The organism is Streptomyces sp. CNQ329 (genome assembly GCF_000482585.1).
The window spans coordinates 50,949-76,114 of record NZ_AXVU01000015.1; the positions used below are offsets into that span (position 1 = coordinate 50,949).

Sequence of the window (25,166 nt, forward strand, 5' to 3'; positions counted from 1 at the left end):
GTGACATCCCCGCACCACCGAAGGAGTACCCCGCCGTGAGCCGATCCGCCCACCCCGCCGGCCCCCGGCACGGGGACGTGCTGCCCGAGGGGCACTACGCCGCACCGCCCGCCGACCTCAACGACCTCGACCCGCGCGTGTGGGCCCGTAGCGTCGCCCGCGACGCCGACGGCGTCGTCACCGTCGGCGGGCTCCCCGTGACCCGGCTCGCCGAGGAGTTCGGCACCCCCGCCTACTTCCTCGACGAGGAGGACTTCCGCGCCCGCTGCCGCGCCTGGACCGACGCGTTCGAGGGTGCCGACGTCTTCTACGCGGGCAAGGCGTTCCTCTCCCGCGCCGTGGTGCGCTGGCTGCGCGAGGAGGGGCTGAACCTCGACGTGTGCTCCGGCGGCGAGCTGGCGACCGCGCTGGCCGCCGGGATGCCGGCCGACCGGATCGCGATGCACGGCAACAACAAGAGCCCGCTGGAGATCGAACGAGCCGTCGAGGCAGGCGTCGGCCGGATCGTGCTCGACTCGTACCAGGAGATCGTCCGCGTCGCGCACGCCGCCGAGCGGCTCGGCAAGCGCCAGCGGGTGCAGATCCGGGTGACGGTCGGCGTCGAGGCGCACACCCACGAGTTCATCGCCACCGCCCACGAGGACCAGAAGTTCGGCCTCGCGCTCGCCGACGGCCAGGCGGCCGAGGCGGTACGGCGGGTGCTGAAGCTCGACTCCCTGGAGCTGGTCGGGATCCACAGCCACATCGGCTCGCAGATCTTCGACATGGCCGGCTTCGAGGTCTCCGCCCGCCGCGTCGTCGGGCTGCTCACCCGGATCCGCGACGAGCACGGGGTGGAGCTGCCCGAGATCGACCTCGGCGGCGGCCTGGGCATCGCGTACACCCCCGAGGACGACCCGCGCGAGCCGCACGAGATCGCCAAGGCGCTGCGCGACATCGTCTCCCGCGAGTGCACCGCCGCCGGGCTGGCGATGCCGCGTCTGTCCGTCGAGCCGGGCCGCGCGATCGTCGGCCCCACCGCGTTCACGCTCTACGAGGTCGGCACGGTCAAGGAGCTGGAGGGGCTGCGTACCTACGTGAGCGTGGACGGCGGCATGTCGGACAACATCCGCACCGCGCTCTACGACGCCGAGTACTCCGTGGCGCTGGCCTCCCGCGCCTCCTCCGCCGAGCCGGTGCTCTCCCGCGTCGTCGGCAAGCACTGCGAGTCCGGCGACATCGTCGTGCGCGACGCCTATCTGCCGGCGGATCTGTCGGTCGGCGACCTGCTCGCGGTGCCGGCCACGGGGGCGTACTGCCGCGCCATGGCGAGCAACTACAACCACGTGCTGCGCCCGCCCGTGGTGGCCGTCGCGGACGGCGGGGCGCGGGAGATCGTGCGGCGCGAGACGGAGGAGGACCTGCTGCGGCTCGACGTGGGCTGAGCGGCAGACCGCCACATCTCACGCCGTAAACGGCACGTCTCGGCATCCGGACAGGGCGTCGCAATCGCCCGCCGCTGCGTGAGACTGGAATCGCCCCGTCGGTGCACGTGAGGAACGAGGAACGAGGTCGTATGAGCGAGAGGCGTCCGCTGAAGGTGGCGCTCCTGGGCTGCGGGTCCGTCGGTTCCGAGGTCGCGCGCATCATGACGGCGAACGCCGCCGACCTCGCCGCCCGCATCGGCGCCCCGGTCGAGCTGGCGGGCGTCGCGGTACGGCGCGCGGGGGTGGCGCGGCCGGGGATCCCGGACGAGCTGGTCACCACGGACGCCACGGCGCTGGTCAAACGCGGCGACCTCGACGTCGTCATCGAACTGATCGGCGGTCTGGAGCCGGCCCGTACGCTCATCACCACCGCCTTCGAGCACGGCGCCGGGGTCGTCACCGGCAACAAGGCGCTCCTCGCCGAGGACGGCCCCAGCCTCCACGCCGCCGCCGCCCGGCACGGCGTCGACCTCTACTACGAGGCCGCCGTCGCCGGCGCCATCCCGCTGGTCCGCCCGCTGCGCGAGTCGCTGGCCGGCGACAAGGTCAACCGCGTGCTCGGCATCCTCAACGGCACCACCAACTTCATCCTCGACCGCATGGAGACCTCCGGCGCCGGCTACGCCGAGGCGCTGGAGGAGGCCACCGCGCTCGGCTACGCCGAGGCCGACCCCACCGCCGACGTCGAGGGCTACGACGCCGCAGCCAAGGCCGCGATCCTGGCCGGCATCGCCTTCCACACCCGGGTCCGTCTCGACGACGTGCACCGCCAGGGCATCACCGAGATCACCGCCGCCGACATGGCGTCCGCGAGCCGCATGGGCTGTACGGTCAAGCTGCTCGCCATCTGCGAGCGCACGCCCGACGGCAGATCCGTCACGGCGCGGGTGCACCCGGCGATGATCCCGCTGACGCACCCGCTGGCCTCCGTGCGCGAGGCGTACAACGCCGTCTTCGTCGAGGCCAGCGCGGCCGGGCAGCTCATGTTCTACGGCCCGGGCGCCGGCGGCGCGCCGACCGCGAGCGCCGTGCTCGGCGACCTGGTCGCGGTCGCCCGGCACCGGCTCAGCGGCGGCAGTGGACCGGGGGAGAGCGCGTACGCGCAACTGCCGGTGGCGCCGCCCGGCGGTGTCGTGACGCGGTACCACCTCAGCCTGGACGTGGCCGACCGGGCGGGCGTGCTCGCCCACGTGGCCGCGGTCTTCGCCGAGCACGACGTGTCCATCGACACCGTCCGGCAGCAGGGCAAGGACGGCGAGGCGTCGCTCGTGGTGGTCACGCACCGGGCGACCGACGCCGCGCTGGCGGCCACGGTCGAGGCGCTGCGGAAGCTGGAGACCGTACGCGGCGTGGCGAGCACCATGCGGGTCGAAGGGGAGTGACGTAAGGAATGAGCGCAGTGATCGACGAGCCACGCATGTCCGGCACCCGCCAGTGGCGGGGTGTCATCGAGGAGTACCGCGACCGGCTGCCGGTCGGCGCGGACACCCCGGTGGTGACGCTCCGGGAGGGCGGGACCCCGCTGGTGCCGGCACAGGTGCTCTCGGAGCGCACCGGGTGTGACGTGCACCTGAAGGTGGAGGGCGCCAACCCCACCGGGTCCTTCAAGGACCGCGGCATGACGATGGCGATCTCCGTGGCGAAGGAGTCCGGCGCCCGCGCCGTCATCTGCGCCTCGACCGGCAACACCTCGGCCTCCGCCGCCGCCTATGCGGTACGGGCCGGGCTGACCTGCGCCGTGCTGGTGCCGCAGGGCAAGATCGCGCTGGGCAAGATGGGCCAGGCGCTCGTCCACGGGGCGCGGATCCTCCAGGTCGACGGCAACTTCGACGACTGCCTGACGCTGGCCCGCGCGCTCAGCGAGAAGTACCCGGTGGCGCTGGTGAACTCCGTCAACCCGGTGCGGATCGAGGGCCAGAAGACCGCCGCCTTCGAGGTCGTGGACGCGCTCGGCGACGCGCCGGACGTCCACGTCCTGCCCGTGGGCAACGCCGGCAACATCACCTCGTACTGGAAGGGCTACCGCGAGTACCGCGGGGACGGGCTCGCCACCCGCACCCCCCGGATGTGGGGCTATCAGGCGGCCGGCGCGGCCCCGATCGTGCGCGGCGAGCCGGTGAAGGACCCGACCACGCTGGCCACCGCCATCCGCATCGGCAACCCCGCCTCGTGGGAGCTGGCCGAGCGGGCGCGCGACGAGTCCGGCGGGCACATCGAGGCCGTCACGGACCGGCAGATCCTGCGGGCCTACAAACTGCTGGCCGCGCAGGAGGGCGTCTTCGTCGAGCCCGCCTCGGCGGCGAGCGTCGCGGGGCTGCTCCAGGCCGCCGAGGCGGGCCGGGTCGACCCCGGACAGCGGATCGTCTGCACGGTCACGGGCAACGGCCTCAAGGACCCCGACTGGGCGGTCGCCGGCGCACCGCAGCCCGTCGCCGTGCCGGTCGACGCGGACGCGGCGGCGGAACGGCTGGGGCTGGCCTGACCGGGGCGCGCCCGCGGCCCGCGCCCGAGTCCGGCGGGATAACCGCGTACGGCCCGGGCGCACCGGCGTACGGACCGGGCGGCAGCCCGTACGGCCTGGGCAGACCGCTGTACGCCCCCGGGCCGCGGCCCGTGCCGTACCGGCGGTCCCGCCGCCTTCCGGGGACGTGCGCGGGCCGCGCATCGCGCGCCTCCTGTGCGCCCTATGTCGCAGGGGAACCCACCTTCGATAAGCTGGCGTTGAGCCCGCCGGTCGAGTGTCCCGGGCACCCCCTTCCGTACGCCGCCTGCTCCGCTCGTCCGCGCGCGCACGCCGTGCCGCGGGGGCGCCGGTCGGGCACAGTCGTCACCGAGCTGAATTCCCCCACCTCCCGGGAGACCGGGTGAGAGTCACAAGGAGAGTCACGCAAGCGATGGCCGGTCCAGCCTTCCGCGCCGCGCCCGTACGCGTCCGCGTGCCGGCGACCAGCGCCAACCTCGGCCCCGGCTTCGACACGTTCGGACTCGCCCTCGGGCTCTACGACGACGTGGTCGTCCGGGTCGCCGAGTCCGGGCTGCACGTCGACATCGCCGGGGAGGGCGCGGAGAACCTGCCGCGGGACGAGTCGCACCTGCTCGTACGGGCCATGCGCAGCGCCTTCGACGTGCTGGGCGGGCAGCCGCGGGGCCTGGAGGTGGTCTGCGCCAACCGGATTCCGCACGGCCGCGGGCTCGGTTCGTCCGCCGCGGCGATCTGCGCCGGCATCGTCGCGGCGCGGGCGGTGACGATAGGCGGCGCCGACCGCTCGGGCGCCCTCGACGCCCCCGGGTCGGCGGCGCTGCTGGAGCTGGCGGCGGAGCTGGAGGGCCACCCCGACAACGTCGCGGCGTGTCTGCTCGGCGGCTTCACCCTGGCCTGGACGGACGACGGCACGGGCGGCGCGGGCGCGGCGCCCGGGGACGCCCCGGCGGCGGTACGGGCCATCCGGCTGGAGCCGGCCGAGGGCGTCGTCCCGGTGGTCTTCGTGCCCGGCAACCCGCTGTCCACCGCGGAGGCCCGCGGCCTGCTGCCCCGTACCGTGCCGCACGCGGACGCGGCGCTGACCGCGGCCCGCGCGGCGTTGTTCGTCGAGGCGCTGACCCGGCGCCCCGAGCTGCTGCTCACCGCCACCGAGGACCGGCTCCACCAGGACTACCGCGCGGCGGCGATGCCGGAGAGCACGGCGCTGGTGGCCCGGTTGCGCGCCGACGGCGTGCCCGCGGTGATCTCTGGCGCGGGCCCGACGGTGCTGGCGTTCGCCGAGGACGGCGCGGCCGAGAAGGTCGCCCGTTCGGCGGGCGACGGCTGGGCGGCGAACCGGCTGGACCTCGACCGGGAGGGGGCGAGCGTGCTGCCGCTGGCCTGACGGCCGGAGGCGACCGTGCCACGCGATCTACGCGGGCACGCGCAGGTCAACGGCCCGCGCGCACCACCCGCACGACAGACCCGCACCACATGTCGCACAACACAAAGCCGGCCGCCGGGGCCGGGAGAGGGGGAATGTCTGCAGGATCCGATAGTGTTAACCTCAAGGCAGCACCAGCGCACTTCAGTCGTAGGTTCCAGACGGCCGTGCTGTGTGCTGGGGTCTCTCCGGGCCGCAGGGCCCGGGGGCAGGTCCCACCAGGGGTTTTCCCCAGCGGGGCAGCCTTTCTTCCGGGAGCCTTCCACATTGCCTGAGCAGCCTGCCGGTGCAGTGACGCTCCCGAACCGGCACCGCTGTCGTGCGTGACACCCACCCGAGTGCCCCGCGCCACCAGCATGCCGACCCTGCACAGTCTTCACCGCCGTACGGCGGACCACCGCACCGACGCGGACCCGCGGACGCAAACGCACGGGCCGCAGCCGGAGAGCACGACCGGTCGCCGAGCCAGACAGGCCGACGCACCGCTCCAGGGAAGGACCCTTCGTGAGCGACACCACCGATCTGATGGGCGTCAACGCAGAGAACGCCGCCAGCCCAGCTTCTGGGGGTGCCTCCCAGCAGGAGACTGGGGGAGCTCCCGCAACCACCGCCGGTTCGACCAGGCGCCGTCGCGGCGCCGGCCTGGAGGGCATGGTCCTGGCGGAGCTCCAGCAGATCGCATCCGGCCTCGGGATCCGGGGCACCGCTCGGATGCGCAAGAGCCAGCTCATCGAGGTGATCAAGGAGAGGCAGGGCGCCGACGGCGGCAAGCCCGCCGAGGCGAAGGCCGAGAAGGCCGCCGACAAGGCCGGCAAGGACGCGCAGCCGGAAGGCGGCGCGACCCGGCCGAAGCGCCGGGCCACCTCCCGGGCCCGTACCGGCGAGGCCGAGCAGGCCGAGGCCGAGGGCCGTCAGGACGACGGCGACTCGCGGATCGACATTCCCGGCCAGCCCGTCAAGGCGCAGGACTCCGGCGCCGAACAGAACGGCGGCGGCGACAAGGGTGAGAAGGCCGACAGGGGCGAGAAGGCCGACAAGTCCGAGAAGGGCGGCGGCGACGGCAAGCAGTCCGGCGACGGCGGCCGGCAGAAGGGCGACCGCCAGGGCGGCGACCGCCAGGGCGGCGGGCGCCGCGACCGGCAGAACCGCCGCAACAAGGGCGACGACGGCGGCCAGGGCGGTGGCGGCGGCCAGCAGAACCAGGGCGGCGGCCGGCAGCAGCAGGACGACGACTTCGAGGGCGGCCGGCGCGGCCGCAGGGGCCGCTACCGCGACCGCCGCGGACGCCGCGGGCGCGACGACTACAGCGAGCCGCAGATCGCCGAGGACGACGTCCTGATCCCGGTCGCCGGCATCCTCGACATCCTCGACAACTACGCCTTCGTCCGCACCTCCGGCTACCTGCCGGGCCCCAACGACGTGTACGTCTCGCTGGCCCAGGTGCGCAAGAACGGGCTGCGCAAGGGCGACCACGTCACGGGCGCCGTGCGCCAGCCGCGCGACGGCGAGCGCCGGGAGAAGTTCAACGCGCTGGTCCGGCTCGACTCGGTCAACGGTCAGGGGCCGGAACAGAGCCGTGGCCGGGCGGAGTTCGGCAAGCTCACCCCGCTCTACCCGCAGGACAGGCTCCGCCTGGAGAGCGACCCGGGCGCGCTGACGCCGCGGATCATCGACCTGGTCTCGCCCATCGGCAAGGGGCAGCGCGGGCTGATCGTGGCGCCGCCGAAGACCGGCAAGACGATGATCCTGCAGTCGATCGCCAACGCGATCACCACCAACAACCCCGAGTGCCACCTCATGGTCGTCCTCGTCGACGAGCGGCCCGAGGAGGTCACCGACATGCAGCGGTCGGTGAAGGGTGAGGTCATCTCCTCGACCTTCGACCGCCCGGCGGAGGACCACACCACGGTCGCCGAGCTGTCCATCGAGCGGGCCAAGCGGCTCGTCGAGCTGGGCCACGACGTCGTCGTGCTGCTCGACTCGATCACCCGGCTCGGCCGCGCGTACAACCTGGCCGCGCCCGCCTCCGGCCGCATCCTGTCCGGCGGTGTGGACTCCACGGCGCTCTACCCGCCGAAGAAGTTCTTCGGCGCCGCGCGCAACATCGAGGACGGCGGCTCGCTGACCATCCTGGCCACCGCGCTGGTCGAGACCGGCTCGCGGATGGACGAGGTGATCTTCGAGGAGTTCAAGGGCACCGGCAACATGGAGCTGCGGCTCGACCGCAAGCTCTCGGACAAGCGCATCTTCCCCGCGGTCGACGTGGACGCCTCCGGCACCCGCAAGGAGGAGATCCTCATGGGCAGCGACGAGCTGGCCATCGTCTGGAAGCTCCGCCGGGTGCTGCACGCGCTGGACCAGCAGCAGGCGATGGAGCTGCTGCTGGACAAGATGAAGCAGACCAAGAGCAACGCGGAGTTCCTGCTCCAGATCCAGAAGACCACGCCCACGCCCAACGGCGACTGACGCGCAACCCGGCGCCGGTCCCACGCGAACCGGTGCAGGTCGGGCAGTTTTCGTAGGCAAAAGCCTCCCCTTGGAACGAGGGGAGGCTTTTGCGCGTTCACCCAGACATGTGTCACCCTTTTAGGTGATCCCTGTCGGGTAATGTGGGGAAAAGTTCGGATCTACCCGCGGCACATCAGGGACCTGAGCGGCCGAGGTGAGGAGCCGATGGCGGAACCGTACGAAGCCGGGGACCCGGGCCGCCGGCCGCGCAGCCGCCGCCGCAAGGCGGTCCTCGCGGCGGTGTGGGTGCTCGTCGGGGCCGTGATCCTCGGCGGGGCCGGGCTCACCTACCTCTACTTCCGCCTCGACGGCAACCTCACCAGCGTCGACCTGGACGCCAAGCTCGGCGGCGACCGGCCCGAGGACCTGCCCGGCGGCTCCACCGACATCCTCGTCCTCGGCTCCGACTCCCGGGCCGGCGAGAACGCCGAATACGGCCGCGACGGCGGCGGCGCACGCTCCGACACCGCGATGATCGTCCACGTCTACGAGGACCGGAAGCGCGCCAGCGTCGTGAGCATCCCCCGCGACACCCTCGTCGACCGCCCCGAGTGCACCCGCGACGACGGCGACACCGCGCCCGCGGCCGACCGCGCGATGTTCAACGAGTCGTACTCCGTCGGCGGCCCGGCCTGCACGGTCAGGACCGTGGAGAAGATGACCGGGATGCGCATGGACCACTTCGTGGAGGTCGACTTCAGCGGCTTCAAGCGGCTCGTCGACCAGCTCGGCGGGGTGGAGATCACCACCCGCCAGGACATCGACGACCCCGACAGCCGCCTCGACCTCGAGGCAGGCACCCACACCCTGGACGGCGAGCAGGCGCTCGGGCTGGTCCGCACCCGCAAGGGCGTCGGCGACGGCAGCGACCTGGGCCGGATAGAGCTCCAGCAGGTCTTCGTCCGGGCGCTGGTGCAGCAGGTCGGCGAGGTGGACCTGCTGACCAGCCCCGCCAAGCTCATCGGGCTCGCCGACACCGCCACCAAGTCGATCACCACCGACGAGGACCTGGGCTCGGTGAACGAGCTGCGCCGGCTGGCCGAGAGCCTGGGCGCCATAGGGCCGCGCGACATGCAGATGGCGACCCTCCCGGTGACGTACGACGAGCGGGACGGCAACCGCGTCGTGCCGCTGGAGAAGCAGTCCGCGCAGGTCTGGAAGGCGCTGAAGGAGGACCGGCCGATACCGAAGTCCGCGCTGAAGGACACCGCGGGCGGACAGGAGGGCCGTGACCGCGTCGTCGCCGCCCCGCCGGCCGGCCCCCGGGACCTGGCGGAGGTCGCACCGCGCGGCGGCGGTGCACAGGCGGCCGCCGGGTGACCCCGGAGCGTAAACGTCCGGCAGACCGGAACCGTCCCTCCCCCGGGGGACCGCGGGGGAGTGCGGGCGGCGGAATAATGCGGGCCCGAGGCCCGTTTTGGAGAGCACGACCGGTCCTCGTAGACTGGTACGTCGGCCCCGGTTCACGTGACGCAGTTCCGCCGATCGACCCGGAGCCCTCCCGAACCTAGGAGAGTCCCTTGAAGCGCGATATCCACCCGGAGTACGTGGAAACCCAGGTGAGCTGCACCTGCGGTAACTCCTTCACCACTCGGAGCACCGTCACCTCCGGCACCATCCGCGCGGACATCTGCTCCGCGTGCCACCCGTTCTACACGGGCAAGCAGAAGATCCTCGACACCGGTGGCCGCGTGGCCCGCTTCGAGGCCCGCTTCGGCAAGCAGGCCGCGGCGAAGAAGTAGCTCGTCCGCGTGCGCCGGGCCGGCCGCCCCGTTCAGGGGCGGACCGGGCCGGCGCACGTTTTTCGTCCCGCCCGGCCGTACGCGCCCGGTCCTGCTACTTCCCCCCTACGGAGCGCCCCACGATGTTCGAGGTCGTCAAGGATCTCATCGGCGAGCACGCCAGCCTTGAGCAGCAGCTCGCCGACCCCGGCGTGCACGCCGACCAGCGCCGCGCCACCAGGCTCAACAAGCGCTACGCCGAGCTGACCCCGATCATCGCCGCGTACCGCGCCTGGGAGCGCGCCGGCGAGGACGCCGCCGCGGCCCGCGAGCTGGCCGCGGAGGACCCGGACTTCGCCGCCGAGGCCAAGAGCCTGGAGCGGGAGCGGGAGGAGCTGACGGAGCGGCTGCGGCTGCTGCTCGTACCGCGCGATCCCAGCGACGACAAGAACGTCATCCTGGAGGTCAAGGCGGGCGAGGGCGGCGAGGAGTCCGCGCTGTTCGCCGGCGACCTGCTGCGGATGTACCTGCGCTACGCCGAGCGGCAGGGCTGGAAGACCGAGCTGCTGGACGCCAACGAATCCGACCTCGGCGGCTACAAGGACGTCTCGGTCTCCGTGAAGCTCAAGGGCGGCGCGGCGCCGGCCGAGCCGGGCCAGGGCGTGTGGGCGCGGCTGAAGTACGAGGGCGGCGTGCACCGCGTGCAGCGGGTGCCGGCCACCGAGTCGCAGGGCCGCATCCACACCTCGGCCGCCGGCGTGCTGGTGCTGCCCGAGGCCGAGGACGTCGACGAGGTCGAGATCGGCCCGGGCGACCTGCGCATCGACGTCTACCGCTCCTCGGGCCCCGGCGGGCAGTCCGTCAACACGACGGACTCCGCGGTACGCATCACGCACCTGCCCACCGGCATCGTGGTCTCCTGCCAGAACGAGAAGAGCCAACTGCAGAACAGGGAGCAGGCGATGCGTATCCTGCGGGCGAGGCTGCTCGCCGAGGCGCAGGAGGAGGCGGAGAAGGAGGCGGCGGACGCCCGCCGCAGCCAGGTGCGTACGGTGGACCGGTCGGAGCGCATCCGCACGTACAACTTCCCGGAGAACCGCATCTCCGACCACCGGGTCGGGTTCAAGGCGTACAACCTGGACCAGGTGCTCGACGGGGAGCTGGACGCGGTGATCCAGGCATGCGTGGACGCGGACGCCGCGGCCAAGCTCGCGGACGCCGGCTGAGCACCGCACGGATACGGCCGAGGGACCGGAGGGAACGTGAACCTGCTGCTCGTCGAAGTGGCACAGGCCACGCGGCGGCTCGCCGACGCAGGCGTGCCCTCCCCGCGGTTCGACGCGGAGGAGCTGGCGGCGTCCGTGCACGGCGTGCCCCGCGGCGAGCTGCACCGCGTCGCCGACGCCGACTTCGACGCGCGCTACTGGGAGGCCGTCGCCCGCCGCGAGGCCCGCGAGCCGCTGCAGCACATCACCGGCGTCGCCTACTTCCGCTATCTGGAACTCCAGGTCGGCCCCGGCGTCTTCGTGCCCCGGCCGGAGACCGAGTCCGTGGTGGACTGGGCCATAGCGGCCGTGCGCGCGATGGACGTCGTCGAGCCGCTGATCGTCGACCTGTGCACCGGCTCCGGCGCCATCGCGCTGGCCATGGCGCAGGAGGTGCCGCGGGCCGCCGTGCACGCCGTCGAGCTGGAGGAGACGGCGCTCACCTGGGCCCGCAAGAACGCCGCGCACAACGACGGCGGCGCCCGGGTCGTCCTGCACCACGGAGACGCCCGCACCGCGCTGCCCGAGCTGAACGGCCAGGTCGACCTGGTCATCAGCAACCCGCCGTACATCCCGCTGACCGAGTGGGAGCACGTCGCCCCCGAAGCCCGCGACCACGACCCGCAGGCCGCGCTCTTCTCCGGCGAGGACGGCCTCGACCTCATCCGCGGTCTGGAGGTCGCGGCACGGCGGCTGCTGCGCCCCGGAGGCGTGCTGGTCGTCGAGCACGCCGACACCCAGGGCGGCCAGGTGCCGTGGCTCTTCACCGAAGAACGCGGCTGGGCGGACGCCGCCGACCACCCCGACCTCAACAACCGGCCTCGATTCGCGACCGCCCGCAGGGTCCGTACCTGAGAAGGAGATTGACATGGCACGGCGCTACGACTGCAGCGATGCGGCCGATCGCAAGACCGGGCTGCGCGAGGCCGCGTCCGCAGTCCGCCGCGGCGAGCTGGTCGTCCTGCCCACCGACACGGTCTACGGCATCGGCGCCGACGCCTTCACCGAGGAGGCGGTGGGGGCGCTGCTGGACGCCAAGGGCCGCGGGCGCAACATGCCCACCCCGGTGCTCATCGGCTCGCCGAACACGCTGCACGGGCTGGTCAGGGATCTCAGCGAGGAGGCGTGGGAGCTGATCGACGCCTTCTGGCCCGGCGCGTTGACCGTCGTCGCCCAGCACCAGCCGTCGCTGACCTGGGACCTGGGCGAGACCCGCGGCACGGTGGCGGTGCGGATGCCGCTGCACCCGGTGGCGCTCGAACTGCTCAAGGAGGTCGGGCCGATGGCCGTCTCCAGCGCCAACCTCACCGGCCACCCGGCCCCGCAGGACTGCAGTGCCGCCCAGGAGATGCTGGGCGAGGCGGTCTCGGTCTATCTCGACGGGGGCCCGACGCCGGCCGCGGTGCCGTCCTCGATCGTGGACATCACGGGCCGTACGCCGGTGCTGCTGCGCGAGGGTGCGGTGACCGCGGGGCAACTGCGCGAGGTCGCGGGCGGGCTCGAGGTCGCCAGTTGACCGCGCCCGAGGGGCGCACGGGGGACATACAGGGATTCCGGATCCTCCACGTCAGCACCGGCAACGTCTGCCGCTCGCCGATCACCGAGCGGCTGACGCGGCATGCCCTCGACGTGCGCCTCGGCCCGCGGCCCGCGGCGGGAATCGCGGTGGAGAGCGCGGGCACCTGGGGGCACGAGGGCGCCCCGATGGAGGCGCACGCGGCGACGGTGCTGCGCGAGTCGGGGGCGGACCCGGACGGGTTCGCGGCGCGGGAGCTGCGCGACGAGCACGTGATCCGGGCGGATCTGGTGCTGACCGCGACCCGGGACCACCGGGCGCAGGTGATCTCCATGGGGCACTCGGCGGGGTTGCGCACGTTCACCCTCAAGGAGTTCGCCCGGCTGGTACGGGCCATAGATTCCGCCACGCTGCCGCCGGCCCGCGAGGGCCCGGTGGCGCGGGCACACGCCCTGGTGCAGGCCGCCGCGGCGCTGCGCGGCTGGCTGCTGGCTCCCACGCCGGCGGCGGACGAGGTGTACGACCCGTACGGCGCGCCCGTGCCGTACTTCCGGCGGATCGGCGAGGAGATCGGGCAGGCACTCGACCCGGTGGTGACGGCGCTCACAGGCGTGCCCGCCGCTGCCTGACGGTGGCCGGATGCAACCGGTCGGGCGTCCCGCGTGTCTCTTTCTGTACGGGCCCGAACGGGCCTTCCGGTCCGTACCCGGAGAACGGAGGCCCGGGAGCGGGCTAATGTGTGTGGCTGAACGGAACAGCGAAACCCCTGGGGCAGCTTGTGCGTGAATACCTGCTGACGCTGTGCATCGCAGCCGCTGTCACCTATCTGCTGACCGGCCCGGTGCGGAAGTTCGCGATCGCGGCCGGCGCGATGCCGGAAATCCGGGACCGTGACGTGCACAGTGAGCCGACGCCGAGACTCGGCGGCATCGCCATGTTCGGCGGCATGTGCGCCGCGCTGCTCGTCGCGTCGCAGTTGCAGGCATTCGAGCGGGTGTTCGAACTCAACGAACCCAAGGCGCTGCTGTCCGGCGCCGCGCTGATCTGGGTGATCGGCGTACTGGACGACAAATGGGGCGTGGACGCCCTGCTCAAGCTCGGCGCGCAGATGATCGCCGCCGGCGTCATGGTGCTGCAGGGCCTGACGATCCTGTGGATCCCGGTCCCGGGCGTGGGCACGGTGGTGCTGACGCCGATGCAGGGCACGCTGCTGACCGTCGCGCTCGTCGTGATCTCGATCAACGCCGTCAACTTCGTGGACGGCCTGGACGGGCTGGCCGCCGGCATGGTGGGCATCGCCGCCGCGGCGTTCTTCATGTACGCGTACCGCATCTGGTTCGGCTACGGCATCGAGGCCGCCGCCCCGGCGGCGCTCTTCTCCGCGGTGCTGCTGGGCATGTGCGTCGGCTTCCTGCCGCACAACGTGCACCCCGCGCGGATCTTCATGGGCGACTCCGGCTCGATGCTGCTGGGCCTGGTGCTGGCCGCCGGGGCGATCTCCATCACCGGACAGGTGGACCCGGACGCGCTGCAGGTCTTCGCCGGCAGCGAGAAGCAGGCGGTGCGCTCGACGGTGCCCGTCTTCATCCCGCTGGTGCTGCCGCTGACGATCCTGGCGATCCCGATGCTGGACCTGGTGCTGGCCGTCGTACGGCGCACGTGGCGCGGCCAGTCGCCGTTCGCGGCCGACCGGGGACATCTGCACCACCGGCTGCTGGAGATGGGCCACTCGCACATGCGGGCCGTGCTGCTCATGTACTTCTGGTCGGCGCTGGTCGCGTTCGGGATGGTGGCCTTCTCGGTGCAGGCCGACAACGTCTGGGTGGTGCTCGTGGCCGTCGGGCTGAGCGCCGCGGGCCTGGTGCTGTTGCTGCTGCCGAGGTTCGCCCCGAAGACGCCGTCGTGGGCCAACAGGCTCGTACCGCCGCGCTACCGGCGCCCGGGGGACGCCGGTGACGGAAGCGACGGCGACGGCCCCGGCGATGGTGCGGGCGCACACGGCGGCCCGGCGGTGGCGGACGGGGTCGCGGCGAACGCGGCGGGCGGGGCGAGCGGAACGCCGCATTCACAGGGTCACGAGCTGGTGCCGGCGGGTATCAGCGGCTCGACGGCCGTGGGGGAGCGCTCGCGCTGGCGCCGGGCCGGACATTGAGCCCCTTAGCAGGCATATCTCCAGGTGGGCGGAGCGGCGCGGCCGGCGTACCCCCTTCGTGTGACGGGCGGCACACTTCCCGAGTAAAGCTGGGGTCAAGATGCTTGTGATACCGTTCACGAGAACCCGGTGCAGAGCCGAAGGACCGTAGTGCGACGGTTCTCTGGCGCGATGCCCCTCGATGCGGTGCACTCGCTCCGGGAACATGCTCGTCACCGTCGACCAGTTGCTCCCGACTCCCGCCGGAGACTCCTCATATGCAGGTCAACGACGCCCGGATCCTCCGTGGCGCCGCGATCCCGACCGCCCTCGCCGGCGTCGTCGCAGTGATCATCAGTTCACTCGCGGCCGGTGTGAAGGGCGGTGTGGGAGCCGCCGCAGCCACGGTGGTGGTCCTTGCCTTCTTCGGTCTCGGCCTCTTCGCACTGCAGCACTTCTCGCGCAAGAACCCCGAGTTGTTCCTCGGGATCGCGCTGATCACCTACACCTCCCAGGTGTTGATGCTCGCGGTGGTCATGGGGCTGTTCAAGGACACGACGCTCTTCCACACCAGGGCGTTCGGCTTCACCGTGCTCGCCGCGGCGCTGGTGTTCACCGCCGCCATGGGCCGTACCCACGTCCGGCTGAAGCTGCCGTACGTGGAACCGGAGCGAGAAACCGGGGTGGGTGAACAGCGCTCCGGTACAGCCACCGAGGCCGGGCGATGAGGGGCGCCGCCCGAGCAGTGATCCGCTGCTGCTATCGTCCCCCTGCCGCGCCGGTGCGCGCGTGCGCCGTGGGCCGCAGGGCCGCACCGCACCCCGCCGGCCGTATCCCGTCCTGTCACGTACCGCTCTCCGGCGGTGCACAACGCCGACACATTGAGGTTGCCGTAGCCATGCGTCACACCGAAGGAGCTCGCCGGTGAGTGCTGCTGATACGACGCTCGCTTTCGACGCGAGTTGCAAGATCTTCGTTGATGGCGGTTGCGGCTTCCAGTCCCCCGGCCTGCACTCGTTCATCTTCAAGCCGATCTTCACCGTCGGCGGCTTCGAGTTCAACAAGCCGATCCTGCTGGCGCTGCTGACGACGCTGGTGCTGTGCGTCTTCTTCTGGAAGGCGTTCGCCAACCCCAAGGTCGTCCCGGGCAAGCTGCAGATGGTCGCCGAGTCCGGCTACGACTTCGTCCGCCGCGGCATCGTCTACGAGACCATCGGCAAGAAGCAGGGCGAGAAGTGGGTGCCGCTGCTGGTCTCCCTCTTCTTCTTCATCTGGCTGATGAACCTCTGGTCGGTCGTCCCGCTGGCCCAGTTCCCGGTGACCTCGATCATCGCCTTCCCGGCGGCGCTCGCGGGCCTGGTCTGGCTGACCTGGATGAGCCTGACCTTCAAGCGGCACGGCTTCGTCGGCGGGCTGAAGAACATCACCGGCTACGACAAGTCGCTCGGCGCGGTGCTCCCGCTGGTCATGCTCATCGAGTTCTTCTCGAACGTGCTCGTGCGGCCGTTCACGCACGCGGTCCGGCTCTTCGCGAACATGTTCGCCGGCCACCTGCTGCTCGTGATGTTCACCATCGCCACCTGGTTCTTCATGAACAGCTGGGGCTTCGCCTACGCACCCGTGGCCTTCGTGATGGTCATGGTGATGATCGCCTTCGAGCTGTTCATCCAGGCCGTCCAGGCATACGTGTTCGTCGTGCTGTCGGCCAGCTACATCTCCGGTGCCCTCGAAGAGGCGCACTGAGAGACCCGTACCGCCCGCACCCCACCAATCGTCCGGTGGCCAACCCCCACCGGTTCGGCAGAAGAGAAGGAAGAAAGCACATGGCTGCGATGGAGACCCTGGCCGCAATCGATGGCAACGTCGGCTCGATCGGTTACGGCCTCGCCGCGATCGGCCCCGGTGTCGGTATCGGCTACATCTTCGGTAACGGCGTGCAGGCCATGGCCCGCCAGCCGGAGGCCGTCGGCCTGATCCGGCAGAACATGATTCTGGGCTTCGCCTTCTGCGAGGCGCTCGCCCTCATCGGCATCGTCCTGCCGTTCGTGTACTGATCAGCCTCTTCCGACGAAAGGCACCGATGTGAATCTCCTGCAGATCGCGGCGGAGGAAAAACAGAATCCTCTCGTCCCGCCGTTGCCGGAACTCGTCATCGGCCTGATCGCCTTCCTCATCGTCTTCGGCCTGCTGGCCAAGAAGCTCCTGCCGCGTATCAACGAGGTGCTGGAGGAGCGCAAGGCGGCCATCGAGGGCGGCATGGAGAAGGCCGAGGCCGCCCAGATCGAGGCGGAGCAGACGCTGGAGCAGTACAAGGCCCAGCTCGCGGAGGCCCGGCACGAGGCCAACCGGCTGCGCGAGGAGGCTCGCGAGCAGGGTTCGGCCCTCATCGCCGAGATGCGGGCCGAGGGCCAGCGGCAGCGTGAGGAGATCATCGCCGCCGGTCACGCCCAGGTCGAGGCCGACAAGAAGGCCGCTTCGCTGGCGCTGCGCCAGGACGTCGGCAAGCTCGCCACCGAGCTGGCCGGCCGGCTGGTCGGCGAGTCCCTGGAGGACCACGCCCGGCAGAGCCGCGTCGTCGACCGGTTCCTGGACGAGCTGGAGGCCAAGGCCGCCGCGCAGTCCGGGACGAAGGCCGAGGCCGGGGCATGAACGCCGGAACGGCGACGAGTCGAGCGAGCGCCGGCGGGCGGGACGAGGAGCGTGACCGATGAACGGAGCGAGCCGCGAGGCGCTTGCCGCCGCCCGGGAGCAGCTCGACGCGCTGACCGACAACACCTCGGTCGACGCGGCGAAGCTCGCCGAGGAGCTGGCCGCCGTGACGGCGCTGCTGGACCGCGAGGTGACGCTGCGGCGGGCGCTGACCGACCCGGCGCAGCCCGGCGAGGCCAAGGCCGAGCTGGTCGCCCGGGTCCTCGGCGGGCAGATCGGCGGCGAGGCCGCCGACCTGGTCGCCGGGATGGTGCGGGCCCGCTGGTCGCGGGCGCGTGACCTGGTCGACGTGCTGGAGGAGCTCGCCGACACCGCGGACCTCACCTCCGCACAGCGGGCGGGCAAGCTCGACGAGGTGGAGGACGAGCTGTTCCGGTTCGGCCGGATCGTCACGGGCGACAAGCAGCTCCGCGGGGCGCTCACCGACCGGGTGGGCACCCGGGCCGCCAAGGCCGGGCTGCTGCACTCGCTGCTGGGCGGCCGGGCGAACCCGGTCACCGAGCGGCTGGTCGTGCGGCTCGTCGAGCGCCCGCGTGGCCGTAGCCTGGAAGGGGGCCTGGAGGCCCTGTCCAAGCTCGCCGCGGAGCGCCGGAACCGGATGGTCGCGGTCGTGTCCACCGCCGTGCCGCTCAGCGACGGGCAGAAGGAGCGCCTGGGCGCCGCGCTGTCCCGGCTGTACGGCCGGGACATGCACCTGAACCTGGACGTGGACCCCGCGGTCCTCGGCGGGATCTCGGTGCGGGTGGGCGACGAGGTCATCAACGGCTCCGTCGCGGACCGCCTCGACGAGGTGAAGCGCGGTATGGCCGGCTGACGGTCACCGACCGTCACACACCAACTCCAGAGCATCACCAGCGGCCCGAGTTGGGCCGTGGACGCAAGAACTTACGGGCCCAACAAGGAGAGCAGGGAACCCAGATGGCGGAGCTCACGATCCGGCCGGAGGAGATCCGGGACGCGCTGGAGAGCTATGTCCAGTCGTACCAGCCGGACGCGGCCTCGCGCGAAGAGGTCGGCACGGTATCGCAGGCCATGGACGGCATCGCCAAGATCGAGGGGCTGCCCTCGGCGATGGCGAACGAGCTGCTGAAGTTCGAGGACGGCACCCTCGGCCTCGCCCTCAACCTGGAGGAGCGGGAGATCGGTGCGGTCGTCCTCGGCGAGTTCAGGGGCATCGAGGAGGGGCAGTCGGTCACCCGCACCGGCGAGGTCCTCTCCGTGCCGGTCGGCGACGGCTACCTGGGCCGGGTCGTCGACCCCCTGGGCAACGCGGTGGACGGCCTCGGCGAGATCGCGACCGAGGGCCGCCGCGCGCTGGAGCTGCAGGCTCCCTCGGTCATGCAGCGCAAGTCGGTGCACGAGCCGATGGAGACCGGCTACAAGGCCGTCGACGCGATGACCCCCATCGGCCGCGGCCAGCGCCAGCTGATCATCGGTGACCGGCAGACGGGCAAGACCGCCCTCGGCATCGACACGATCATCAACCAGCGCGACAACTGGCGCTCCGGCGACCCGAACAAGCAGGTCCGCTGCATCTACGTGGCGATCGGCCAGAAGGGCTCCACCATCGCCGGCGTGCGCGGTGCGCTGGAGGAGGCCGGCGCGCTGGAGTACACCACGATCGTGGCGGCCCCGGCGTCCGACCCGGCGGGCTTCAAGTACCTGGCCCCCTACACCGGCTCGGCCATCGGCCAGCACTGGATGTACCAGGGCAAGCACGTCCTGATCATCTTCGACGACCTGTCCAAGCAGGCCGAGGCGTACCGTGCCGTGTCGCTGCTGCTGCGCCGCCCGCCGGGCCGCGAGGCGTACCCGGGCGACGTCTTCTACCTGCACTCCCGGCTGCTGGAGCGCTGCGCCAAGCTCTCGGACGACATGGGCGCCGGTTCGATGACGGGCCTGCCGGTCATCGAGACCAAGGCGAACGACGTGTCGGCGTACATCCCGACCAACGTGATCTCCATCACCGACGGCCAGTGCTTCCTGGAGTCCGACCTGTTCAACTCGGGCCAGCGCCCGGCGCTGAACGTCGGTATCTCCGTCTCCCGCGTCGGCGGTGCCGCCCAGCACCGCGCGATCCGGCAGGTCTCCGGCCGGCTGAAGCTGGACCTGGCGCAGTTCCGCGAGCTGGAGGCGTTCGCCGCCTTCGGCTCCGACCTGGACGCCGCCTCCAAGGCCGCCCTGGAGCGGGGCCAGCGGATGATGGAGCTGATGAAGCAGCCGCAGTACGCGCCCTTCCCCACCGAGGACCAGGTCGTGTCCGTGTGGTCCGGCACCAACGGCATCCTGGACGACGTGCCCGTCGCGGACGTCAAGCGGTTCGAGCGTGAGCTGCTGGACCACCTGCACCGGGAGAGCAAGGACCTGCTCACGAGCATCCGCGAGGGCGGCAAGATGGGCGACGAGACCATCGAGGCGCTCCGCGAGGCGGTCGAGTCCTTCAAGCGGCAGTTCGAGACCTCGGACGGCAAGCTGCTGGGCGAGGGCTGAGCATGGGCGCCCAGATGCGGGTCTACAAGAGGCGGATCCGTAGCGTCTCTGCGACCAAGAAGATCACCAAGGCGATGGAGATGATCGCCGCCTCGCGCGTCGTCAAGGCGCAGCGCCAGGTGGCGGCCTCCGCGCCGTACGCGAACGAGCTGACCAGCGCCGTCACGGCGGTGGCCGCGGGCTCCGAGACCAAGCACCCGCTGACCACCGAGGTGGAGCGGCCGGTGCGGGCCGCGGTGCTGCTGATCACCAGTGACCGCGGTCTGGCCGGCGGTTACAACTCCAACGCCATCAAGCAGGCCGAGGCGCTCACCAACCGGCTGACCGGCGAGGGCAGGCAGGTCGACCACTTCATCGTCGGCCGCAAGGGCGTGTCGTACTTCGGCTTCCGCGAGCGGCCGGTGGCCGAGTCGTGGACCGGGTTCACCGACAACCCCACGTACGCGGACGCCAAGAAGGTGGCCGCGCCGCTCATCGAGTCGCTGAGCAAGGAGACCTCGGAGGGCGGCGTGGACGAGATCTACATCGTCTACACCGAGTTCCACTCGATGATGACGCAGACCGCCGTGGACAAGCGGCTGCTCCCGATCGTCTTCGAGAAGACCGCCGAGGAGTCGGCGGAGGTCTTCCAGGAGGCGCGCAAGAAGGAGCACAACTACCACGCGCTGTACGACTTCGAGCCGTCCGCGGACGGCGTGCTCGACGCGCTGCTGCCGCGGTACGTCGAGAGCCGGATCTACAACGCGCTGCTGCAGTCGGCCGCCTCCAAGCACGCCGCCACCCGTCGTGCGATGAAGTCGGCGACGGACAACGCCGAGGAGCTCATCAAGTCGCTCACGAGGCTTGCCAACCAGGCCCGCCAGGCCGAAATCACCCAGGAAATCAGCGAGATCGTCGGTGGTGCGAACGCCCTGGCCGACGCCTCTGCGGGGAGTGACCGATAATCATGACCACTGCTACGACCACGGAAGCGAAGGCCACGGCGACTGGCCGCGTCGCGCGGGTCATCGGCCCGGTCGTCGACGTGGAGTTCCCCGTCGACGCGATGCCCGACATCTACAACGCGCTCACCGTCGAGGTCGCCGACCCCGCCAACGCGGGCGAGACCAAGGTGCTGACCCTGGAGGTCGCCCAGCACCTCGGTGAGGGCCTGGTACGCGCCATCTCCATGCAGCCCACCGACGGTCTGGTCCGCCAGGCCCCGGTGACCGACACCGGCGAGGGCCTCACGGTCCCCGTCGGCGACGTCACCAAGGGCCGCGTGTTCAACACCCTGGGTGAGATCCTCAACGCCGAGGTCGACGAGTCGGAGATCCAGGAGCGCTGGGCGATCCACCGCAAGGCCCCGGACTTCGACCAGCTCGAGGCCAAGACCGAGATGTTCGAGACCGGTCTGAAGGTCGTCGACCTGCTCACCCCGTACGTCAAGGGCGGCAAGATCGGCCTGTTCGGCGGCGCGGGCGTGGGCAAGACCGTGCTCATCCAAGAGATGATCATGCGTGTGGCCAAGCTGCACGAGGGCGTCTCGGTGTTCGCCGGCGTCGGCGAGCGCACCCGTGAGGGCAACGACCTCATCGCGGAGATGGCCGAGTCCGGCGTGCTGCCGCAGACCGCGCTGGTCTTCGGCCAGATGGACGAGCCGCCGGGCACCCGGCTGCGCGTCGCCCTGGCCGGTCTGACGATGGCGGAGTACTTCCGCGACGTGCAGAAGCAGGACGTGCTGTTCTTCATCGACAACATCTTCCGCTTCACCCAGGCCGGCTCCGAGGTCTCCACCCTGCTGGGCCGCATGCCCTCCGCGGTGGGCTACCAGCCGAACCTGGCGGACGAGATGGGTCTGCTCCAGGAGCGCATCACCTCCACCCGCGGCCACTCGATCACCTCGATGCAGGCGATCTACGTGCCCGCGGACGACTACACCGACCCGGCCCCGGCGACCACCTTCGCCCACCTGGACGCGACGACGGAGCTGTCCCGTCCGATCTCGGAGAAGGGCATCTACCCCGCGGTGGACCCGCTGGCGTCCACCTCCCGGGTGCTCGACCCGCGTTACATCACGCAGGACCACTACGACTGCGCCACCCGCGTGAAGGCGATCCTGCAGAAGTACAAGGACCTGCAGGACATCATCGCCATTCTGGGTATGGACGAGCTGTCCGAGGAGGACAAGCTCACCGTCTCCCGGGCCCGCCGGATCGAGCGCTTCCTGTCGCAGAACACCCACGCGGCCAAGCAGTTCACCGGTCTCGACGGATCGGACGTGCCGCTGGACGAGTCGATCGCCGCGTTCAACGCGATCGCCGACGGCGAGTACGACCACTTCCCCGAGCAGGCGTTCTTCATGTGCGGTGGCCTGGAGGACCTCAAGGCCAAGGCGAAGGAGCTGGGCGTCTCCTGACGGATGCGCCCGCGGTCGTCATCGGCTCCGAGCCGATCGGGGGCGGGGTTCGCCCCGTCCCCGGCCCGCAAACCAGTTATTCTCTGCTAAACCCCAGTTGAGGAGCCATCGTGGCCGAGCTGCACGTCGAGTTGGTCGCCGCGGACCGTAGCGTATGGTCCGGGGAGGCAACCCGGGTCATCGCGCGCACCCCGTCCGGTGACATCGGCATCATGCCCGGACACCAGCCGCTGCTCACGGTGCTGGAGTCCGGCCCCGTGACGATCCGCACGGCGGGCTCCGCCGGTGACGGCACGGTCGTGGCAGCGGTGCACGGCGGCTTCATCTCCTTCGCGGACAACAAGCTCTCGCTGCTCGCCGAGATCGCCGAGCTTTCCGACGAGATCGACGTGGAGCGCGCCGAGCGCGCCCTGGAGCGGGCCAAAGCGGACGCGGATGCGGGGGCGGAGCGACGCGCGGAAGTGCGGCTCCTGGCCGTGGCGGGTCGCTGAGGCCACGCGAGAGGAGCGGCGAGGAGGTCTGTGGAGATGTTCCTCGCTTTGCTGCTGGCCGGGGCAGTGGTCGCCCTGCTGCTGCTCGGCCTCTTCCTCTTCGGGCTGCGCCGCCGGCTGATCCAGCGGGCCGGCGGCACCTTCGACTGCAGCCTGCGCTGGGCCGCCCGCGCCGACCGGCCCGGGAAGGGCTGGGCCTACGGCGTCGCCCGGTACAGCGGTGACGTCATCGAGTGGTTCCGCGTCTTCTCGTACGCGCCGAGGCCGCGCCGCGTGCTGCGGCGGGACGGCATCGAGGTGCTGGAGCGCCGGGCGCCCGCCGGCGAGGAAGAGCTGGCGCTGCTCTCCGACGCCGTCGTGCTGGCCTGCCGGCACGACGAGGACCGGATCGAGCTGGCGATGAGCGAGGATGCGCTCACCGGCTTTCTCGCCTGGCTGGAGGCGGCGCCTCCGGGCCAGCGTGTCAACGTGGCGTAGCGCGCACGGCCACTCCGTGCGCGGGAGACGGAAGAGGGCCTGAACCCGGGGCGGGGAGGCGAGCGCACGCCGGACACCCCGGGCTCAGGCCGTCCGGGGGTCAGCCGAGACCGTTGTGGACCGCGGTCATCAGCTCGCCGTCGGCGGTGTCACCGCTGAGTTCCCAGACGAACGCGCCGCCGAGGTTCTGGTTCCTGGCGTAGGCCATCTTCGCGGTGATCGTCGCCGGGGTGTCGTAGCTCCACCACTGGCTGCCGCAGTGGGCGTACGCCGTCCCGGCGACGGTTCCGGTGGCGGGGCACCTGCTCTTCAGCTCCTTGTAGTCGTCGATGCCCTGCTCGTACCTGCCGGGTGCGGGACCCGTCGCGGAGCCGCCGGGCGCGCTTTGGGTCACGCCCGTCCAGCCGCGGCCGTAGAAGCCGATGCCGAGCAACAGCTTGCCGGGCGGGATGCTCAGGCCCTTCAGCTTCTGGATCGCGGCGTCGGAGTGGAACGCGGCGTTCGGGATGCCGTCGTATGAGGTCAGGGGCGAGTGCGGGGCGGTGGGGCCCTGGGCGTCCCAGGCGCCGAAGAAGTCGTACGTCATGACGTTGTACCAGTCGACGTACTGTGCCGCGCCGGCGTAGTCGGCGGCCTCGATCTTGCCGCCGCCGGAGGCGTCGGCGGTGATGGCCGCGGTGAGGAGTTCGTCGCCGAACTTCGCGCGGAACGCCTGCATCATGTTCCTCATCACGGCGGGGCCGCTGCTGTCGCAGGTCAGGCCGCAGGCGTTGGGGTACTCCCAGTCGAGGTCGATGCCGTCGAACAGGCCCTGCCAGCGCGGGTCGTACACGAGGTCGTAGCAGGACTGGGCGAAGGCGGCCGGATTCTGCATGGCCTGGGTGAAGCCGCCGGACCAGGTCCAGCCGCCGAACGACCAGAGGATCCTGAGGTGCGGGTGCTTCTTCTTGAGCTTGAGCAGTTGGTTGAAGTTGCCGCGCAGCGGCTGGTCCCAGGTGTCCGCGACGCCGTCGACGCTCTGGCCGGCGGTGTAGCTCTTCTCGATGGCCGCGAAGGAGTCGCCCATGGTGCAGCGGCCGTTCTGGACGTTGCCGAAGGCGTAGTTGATGGTGTTGATCTTCTGTGCTGTGCCGGAGGTGTCGAGGTTCTTCGCGTGGTAGTTGCGGTCGTAGACGCCCCACTCGGTGAAGTAGCCCATCTTGATCGTGTCGCCGCCCGGACCGCCGCCACCGGTGGTGGTGACGGTCCGCGAGGGGCTGGAGGGGCCGACCTGGTCCGCGGTGTCGCGGGCGCGGACGCTGTAGCTGTACGTGGTGCCGGCGGTCAGGCCGGTGTCCGTGTACCGGGTGTCGGCGACCGTGGCGATCCTGGTGCCGCCGCGGTAGACGTCGTAGTTCTTGATCCCCTTGTCGTCGGTGGCCGCCGTCCAGCTCAGCACGACGGAGGTGTCGGAGATGTTCCCGGCGCTGGGCGTGCCGGGAGCGGAGGGGGCGTTGTCCCCGGGGACGCCGCCGCCGTCGCAGGGGTCGCCGTTCAGGGTGCAGCCGGTGACGGCGCCGCCGCCGCTGCCGGAGCCGTTGAAGCCGAAGGTGACGCTGGCGCCGGGGGCCAGGGTGCCGTTGTACGACGTGCTCTTCGCGGTCCAGCGGGTGCCGCTGTGGGAGACGTCCGCGTCCCAGGCGGACGTGACGCTGGTGCCGGCGGGGAAGTCCCAGGACACGGACCAGGAGGAGAGGGGGTCGGTGCCGGTGTTCTTCACCGTCCACCTGCCCTCGAATCCGGTGCCCCAGTCCGCGGCCTTCTGGTAGGTCGCGGTGGCCCCGGCCGCGTGGGCGGGGCCGGCGAGTCCGACCATGGCGGCGAGCGGGATGGCCACGGCGGCCACCATGGCCGTTGCGCGTCTCAGCAGGCGTCTGCCGGTGGGGGATCTCAAGGTGTGTCTCCCTCGTCGAGTGCCGTTCCGGACAGGTGCGGGCGGCACGTCCGCGCGTACGGCCGCCCGTGGAGCCAGGTTTGTTCATGCCATGACACTCACTAACCAGGGAGGTTATTGGTACATACCAATGCGGTCAAGAGGTCTGGACCACAT

General features: G+C 71.3%; 23 protein-coding genes. 22 read left to right on the forward strand and 1 reads right to left on the reverse strand.

Features of this window, described 5'->3' with window-relative positions; translation table 11 throughout:
* The first annotated feature begins 35 nt into the window (after nt 1–35).
* The 22 genes from lysA (at nt 36) to I003_RS0112460 (ending at nt 23,077) form a co-directional block, all read left to right on the forward strand.
* Nucleotides 36–1,424, forward strand: a complete 1,389-nt coding sequence (lysA, locus tag I003_RS0112355; RefSeq protein ID WP_027771814.1) for a diaminopimelate decarboxylase — start codon at nt 36–38, stop codon at nt 1,422–1,424.
* A 131-nt stretch (nt 1,425–1,555) separates the two neighbouring features.
* Nucleotides 1,556–2,848, forward strand: a complete 1,293-nt coding sequence (locus I003_RS0112360; protein WP_027771815.1) for a homoserine dehydrogenase — start codon at nt 1,556–1,558, stop codon at nt 2,846–2,848.
* 35 nt (nt 2,849–2,883) lie between these two features.
* Nucleotides 2,884–3,948: a threonine synthase gene (thrC, locus tag I003_RS0112365; RefSeq protein WP_027771816.1), complete on the forward strand. Its 1,065-nt coding sequence runs from the start codon at nt 2,884–2,886 to the stop codon at nt 3,946–3,948.
* Between the two features lie 412 nt (nt 3,949–4,360).
* Complete coding sequence (thrB, locus tag I003_RS0112370; protein ID WP_027771817.1) at nt 4,361–5,332, forward strand: homoserine kinase; 972 nt, start codon at nt 4,361–4,363, stop codon at nt 5,330–5,332.
* Nucleotides 5,333–5,875: 543 nt separating this feature from the next.
* Nucleotides 5,876–7,837, forward strand: a complete 1,962-nt coding sequence (gene rho / locus I003_RS0112375) for a transcription termination factor Rho (protein ID WP_027771818.1) — start codon at nt 5,876–5,878, stop codon at nt 7,835–7,837.
* A 207-nt stretch (nt 7,838–8,044) separates the two neighbouring features.
* On the forward strand, nt 8,045–9,199 hold the full coding sequence (locus tag I003_RS0112380) for an LCP family protein (protein ID WP_027771819.1): 1,155 nt from the start codon (nt 8,045–8,047) through the stop codon (nt 9,197–9,199).
* Between the two features lie 200 nt (nt 9,200–9,399).
* The gene (gene rpmE, locus I003_RS0112385; RefSeq protein WP_018840095.1) at nt 9,400–9,621 is read left to right on the forward strand and encodes a 50S ribosomal protein L31; all 222 of its coding nucleotides are present in this window, start codon (nt 9,400–9,402) and stop codon (nt 9,619–9,621) included.
* 122 nt (nt 9,622–9,743) lie between these two features.
* Nucleotides 9,744–10,826 carry a peptide chain release factor 1 gene (gene prfA, locus I003_RS0112390; RefSeq protein ID WP_027771820.1) on the forward strand — a complete coding sequence of 361 codons (1,083 nt, stop codon included), beginning with the start codon at nt 9,744–9,746 and terminating at the stop codon, nt 10,824–10,826.
* Between the two features lie 36 nt (nt 10,827–10,862).
* The gene (prmC, locus tag I003_RS0112395) at nt 10,863–11,720 is read left to right on the forward strand and encodes a peptide chain release factor N(5)-glutamine methyltransferase (RefSeq protein ID WP_027771821.1); all 858 of its coding nucleotides are present in this window, start codon (nt 10,863–10,865) and stop codon (nt 11,718–11,720) included.
* A gap of 13 nt (nt 11,721–11,733) precedes the next feature.
* Nucleotides 11,734–12,381, forward strand: a complete 648-nt coding sequence (locus tag I003_RS0112400) for an L-threonylcarbamoyladenylate synthase (RefSeq protein ID WP_027771822.1) — start codon at nt 11,734–11,736, stop codon at nt 12,379–12,381.
* Nucleotides 12,378–13,010 carry a low molecular weight phosphatase family protein gene (locus tag I003_RS0112405; RefSeq protein ID WP_027771823.1) on the forward strand — a complete coding sequence of 211 codons (633 nt, stop codon included), beginning with the start codon at nt 12,378–12,380 and terminating at the stop codon, nt 13,008–13,010. The genes I003_RS0112400 and I003_RS0112405 overlap by 4 nt, the downstream gene beginning before the upstream one ends.
* A gap of 149 nt (nt 13,011–13,159) precedes the next feature.
* Nucleotides 13,160–14,533 carry an MraY family glycosyltransferase gene (locus I003_RS0112410; RefSeq protein ID WP_027771824.1) on the forward strand — a complete coding sequence of 458 codons (1,374 nt, stop codon included), beginning with the start codon at nt 13,160–13,162 and terminating at the stop codon, nt 14,531–14,533.
* 257 nt (nt 14,534–14,790) lie between these two features.
* Nucleotides 14,791–15,240, forward strand: a complete 450-nt coding sequence (locus I003_RS0112415; RefSeq protein ID WP_027771825.1) for a Cg1360 family ATP-synthase-associated protein — start codon at nt 14,791–14,793, stop codon at nt 15,238–15,240.
* Nucleotides 15,241–15,436: 196 nt separating this feature from the next.
* Nucleotides 15,437–16,255 carry a F0F1 ATP synthase subunit A gene (atpB, locus tag I003_RS0112420; RefSeq protein ID WP_027771826.1) on the forward strand — a complete coding sequence of 273 codons (819 nt, stop codon included), beginning with the start codon at nt 15,437–15,439 and terminating at the stop codon, nt 16,253–16,255.
* An 80-nt stretch (nt 16,256–16,335) separates the two neighbouring features.
* A complete protein-coding gene (gene atpE / locus I003_RS0112425; RefSeq protein WP_027771827.1) occupies nt 16,336–16,566 on the forward strand; it encodes an ATP synthase F0 subunit C in 231 nt (76 codons plus the stop codon).
* 28 nt (nt 16,567–16,594) lie between these two features.
* Nucleotides 16,595–17,161 (forward strand): F0F1 ATP synthase subunit B, encoded by a 567-nt coding sequence (locus I003_RS0112430; RefSeq protein WP_027771828.1) that lies wholly within the window; start codon nt 16,595–16,597, stop codon nt 17,159–17,161.
* 58 nt (nt 17,162–17,219) lie between these two features.
* The gene (locus tag I003_RS0112435) at nt 17,220–18,035 is read left to right on the forward strand and encodes a F0F1 ATP synthase subunit delta (protein ID WP_027771829.1); all 816 of its coding nucleotides are present in this window, start codon (nt 17,220–17,222) and stop codon (nt 18,033–18,035) included.
* A 104-nt stretch (nt 18,036–18,139) separates the two neighbouring features.
* Nucleotides 18,140–19,711, forward strand: coding sequence for a F0F1 ATP synthase subunit alpha (gene atpA, locus I003_RS0112440; RefSeq protein WP_027771830.1), 1,572 nt, complete (start codon nt 18,140–18,142; stop codon nt 19,709–19,711).
* Between the two features lie 2 nt (nt 19,712–19,713).
* On the forward strand, nt 19,714–20,655 hold the full coding sequence (locus I003_RS0112445; protein WP_027771831.1) for a F0F1 ATP synthase subunit gamma: 942 nt from the start codon (nt 19,714–19,716) through the stop codon (nt 20,653–20,655).
* A gap of 2 nt (nt 20,656–20,657) precedes the next feature.
* On the forward strand, nt 20,658–22,109 hold the full coding sequence (atpD, locus tag I003_RS0112450) for a F0F1 ATP synthase subunit beta (RefSeq protein WP_027771832.1): 1,452 nt from the start codon (nt 20,658–20,660) through the stop codon (nt 22,107–22,109).
* Nucleotides 22,110–22,216: 107 nt separating this feature from the next.
* Nucleotides 22,217–22,600: a F0F1 ATP synthase subunit epsilon gene (locus I003_RS0112455; protein WP_027771833.1), complete on the forward strand. Its 384-nt coding sequence runs from the start codon at nt 22,217–22,219 to the stop codon at nt 22,598–22,600.
* Between the two features lie 36 nt (nt 22,601–22,636).
* Nucleotides 22,637–23,077: a DUF2550 domain-containing protein gene (locus I003_RS0112460; RefSeq protein WP_027771834.1), complete on the forward strand. Its 441-nt coding sequence runs from the start codon at nt 22,637–22,639 to the stop codon at nt 23,075–23,077.
* 100 nt (nt 23,078–23,177) lie between these two features.
* Here I003_RS0112460 and I003_RS0112465 read toward each other — a convergent pair whose 3' ends face one another.
* On the reverse strand, nt 23,178–24,965 hold the full coding sequence (locus I003_RS0112465) for a glycoside hydrolase family 18 chitinase (RefSeq protein ID WP_037720711.1): 1,788 nt from the start codon (nt 24,963–24,965) through the stop codon (nt 23,178–23,180).
* Between the last annotated feature and the right edge of the window lie 201 nt (nt 24,966–25,166).

Excerpts from the sequence above, each read along its gene's own strand:
- I003_RS0112360 (WP_027771815.1), top strand. The coding sequence starts at position 1,556 with ATGAGCGAGAGGCGTCCGCTGAAGGTGGCGCTCCTGGGCTGCGGGTCC.
- thrC (WP_027771816.1), top strand. The coding sequence starts at position 2,884 with ATGTCCGGCACCCGCCAGTGGCGGGGTGTCATCGAGGAGTACCGCGAC.
- thrB (WP_027771817.1), top strand. The coding sequence starts at position 4,361 with ATGGCCGGTCCAGCCTTCCGCGCCGCGCCCGTACGCGTCCGCGTGCCG.
- I003_RS0112380 (WP_027771819.1), top strand. The coding sequence starts at position 8,045 with ATGGCGGAACCGTACGAAGCCGGGGACCCGGGCCGCCGGCCGCGCAGC.
- prfA (WP_027771820.1), top strand. The coding sequence starts at position 9,744 with ATGTTCGAGGTCGTCAAGGATCTCATCGGCGAGCACGCCAGCCTTGAG.
- I003_RS0112400 (WP_027771822.1), top strand. The coding sequence starts at position 11,734 with ATGGCACGGCGCTACGACTGCAGCGATGCGGCCGATCGCAAGACCGGG.
- I003_RS0112415 (WP_027771825.1), top strand. The coding sequence starts at position 14,791 with ATGCAGGTCAACGACGCCCGGATCCTCCGTGGCGCCGCGATCCCGACC.
- atpE (WP_027771827.1), top strand. The coding sequence starts at position 16,336 with ATGGCTGCGATGGAGACCCTGGCCGCAATCGATGGCAACGTCGGCTCG.
- I003_RS0112435 (WP_027771829.1), top strand. The coding sequence starts at position 17,220 with ATGAACGGAGCGAGCCGCGAGGCGCTTGCCGCCGCCCGGGAGCAGCTC.
- atpA (WP_027771830.1), top strand. The coding sequence starts at position 18,140 with ATGGCGGAGCTCACGATCCGGCCGGAGGAGATCCGGGACGCGCTGGAG.
- I003_RS0112445 (WP_027771831.1), top strand. The coding sequence starts at position 19,714 with ATGGGCGCCCAGATGCGGGTCTACAAGAGGCGGATCCGTAGCGTCTCT.
- atpD (WP_027771832.1), top strand. The coding sequence starts at position 20,658 with ATGACCACTGCTACGACCACGGAAGCGAAGGCCACGGCGACTGGCCGC.
- I003_RS0112460 (WP_027771834.1), top strand. The coding sequence starts at position 22,637 with ATGTTCCTCGCTTTGCTGCTGGCCGGGGCAGTGGTCGCCCTGCTGCTG.
- I003_RS0112465 (WP_037720711.1), bottom strand. The coding sequence starts at position 24,965 with ATGGTGGCCGCCGTGGCCATCCCGCTCGCCGCCATGGTCGGACTCGCC.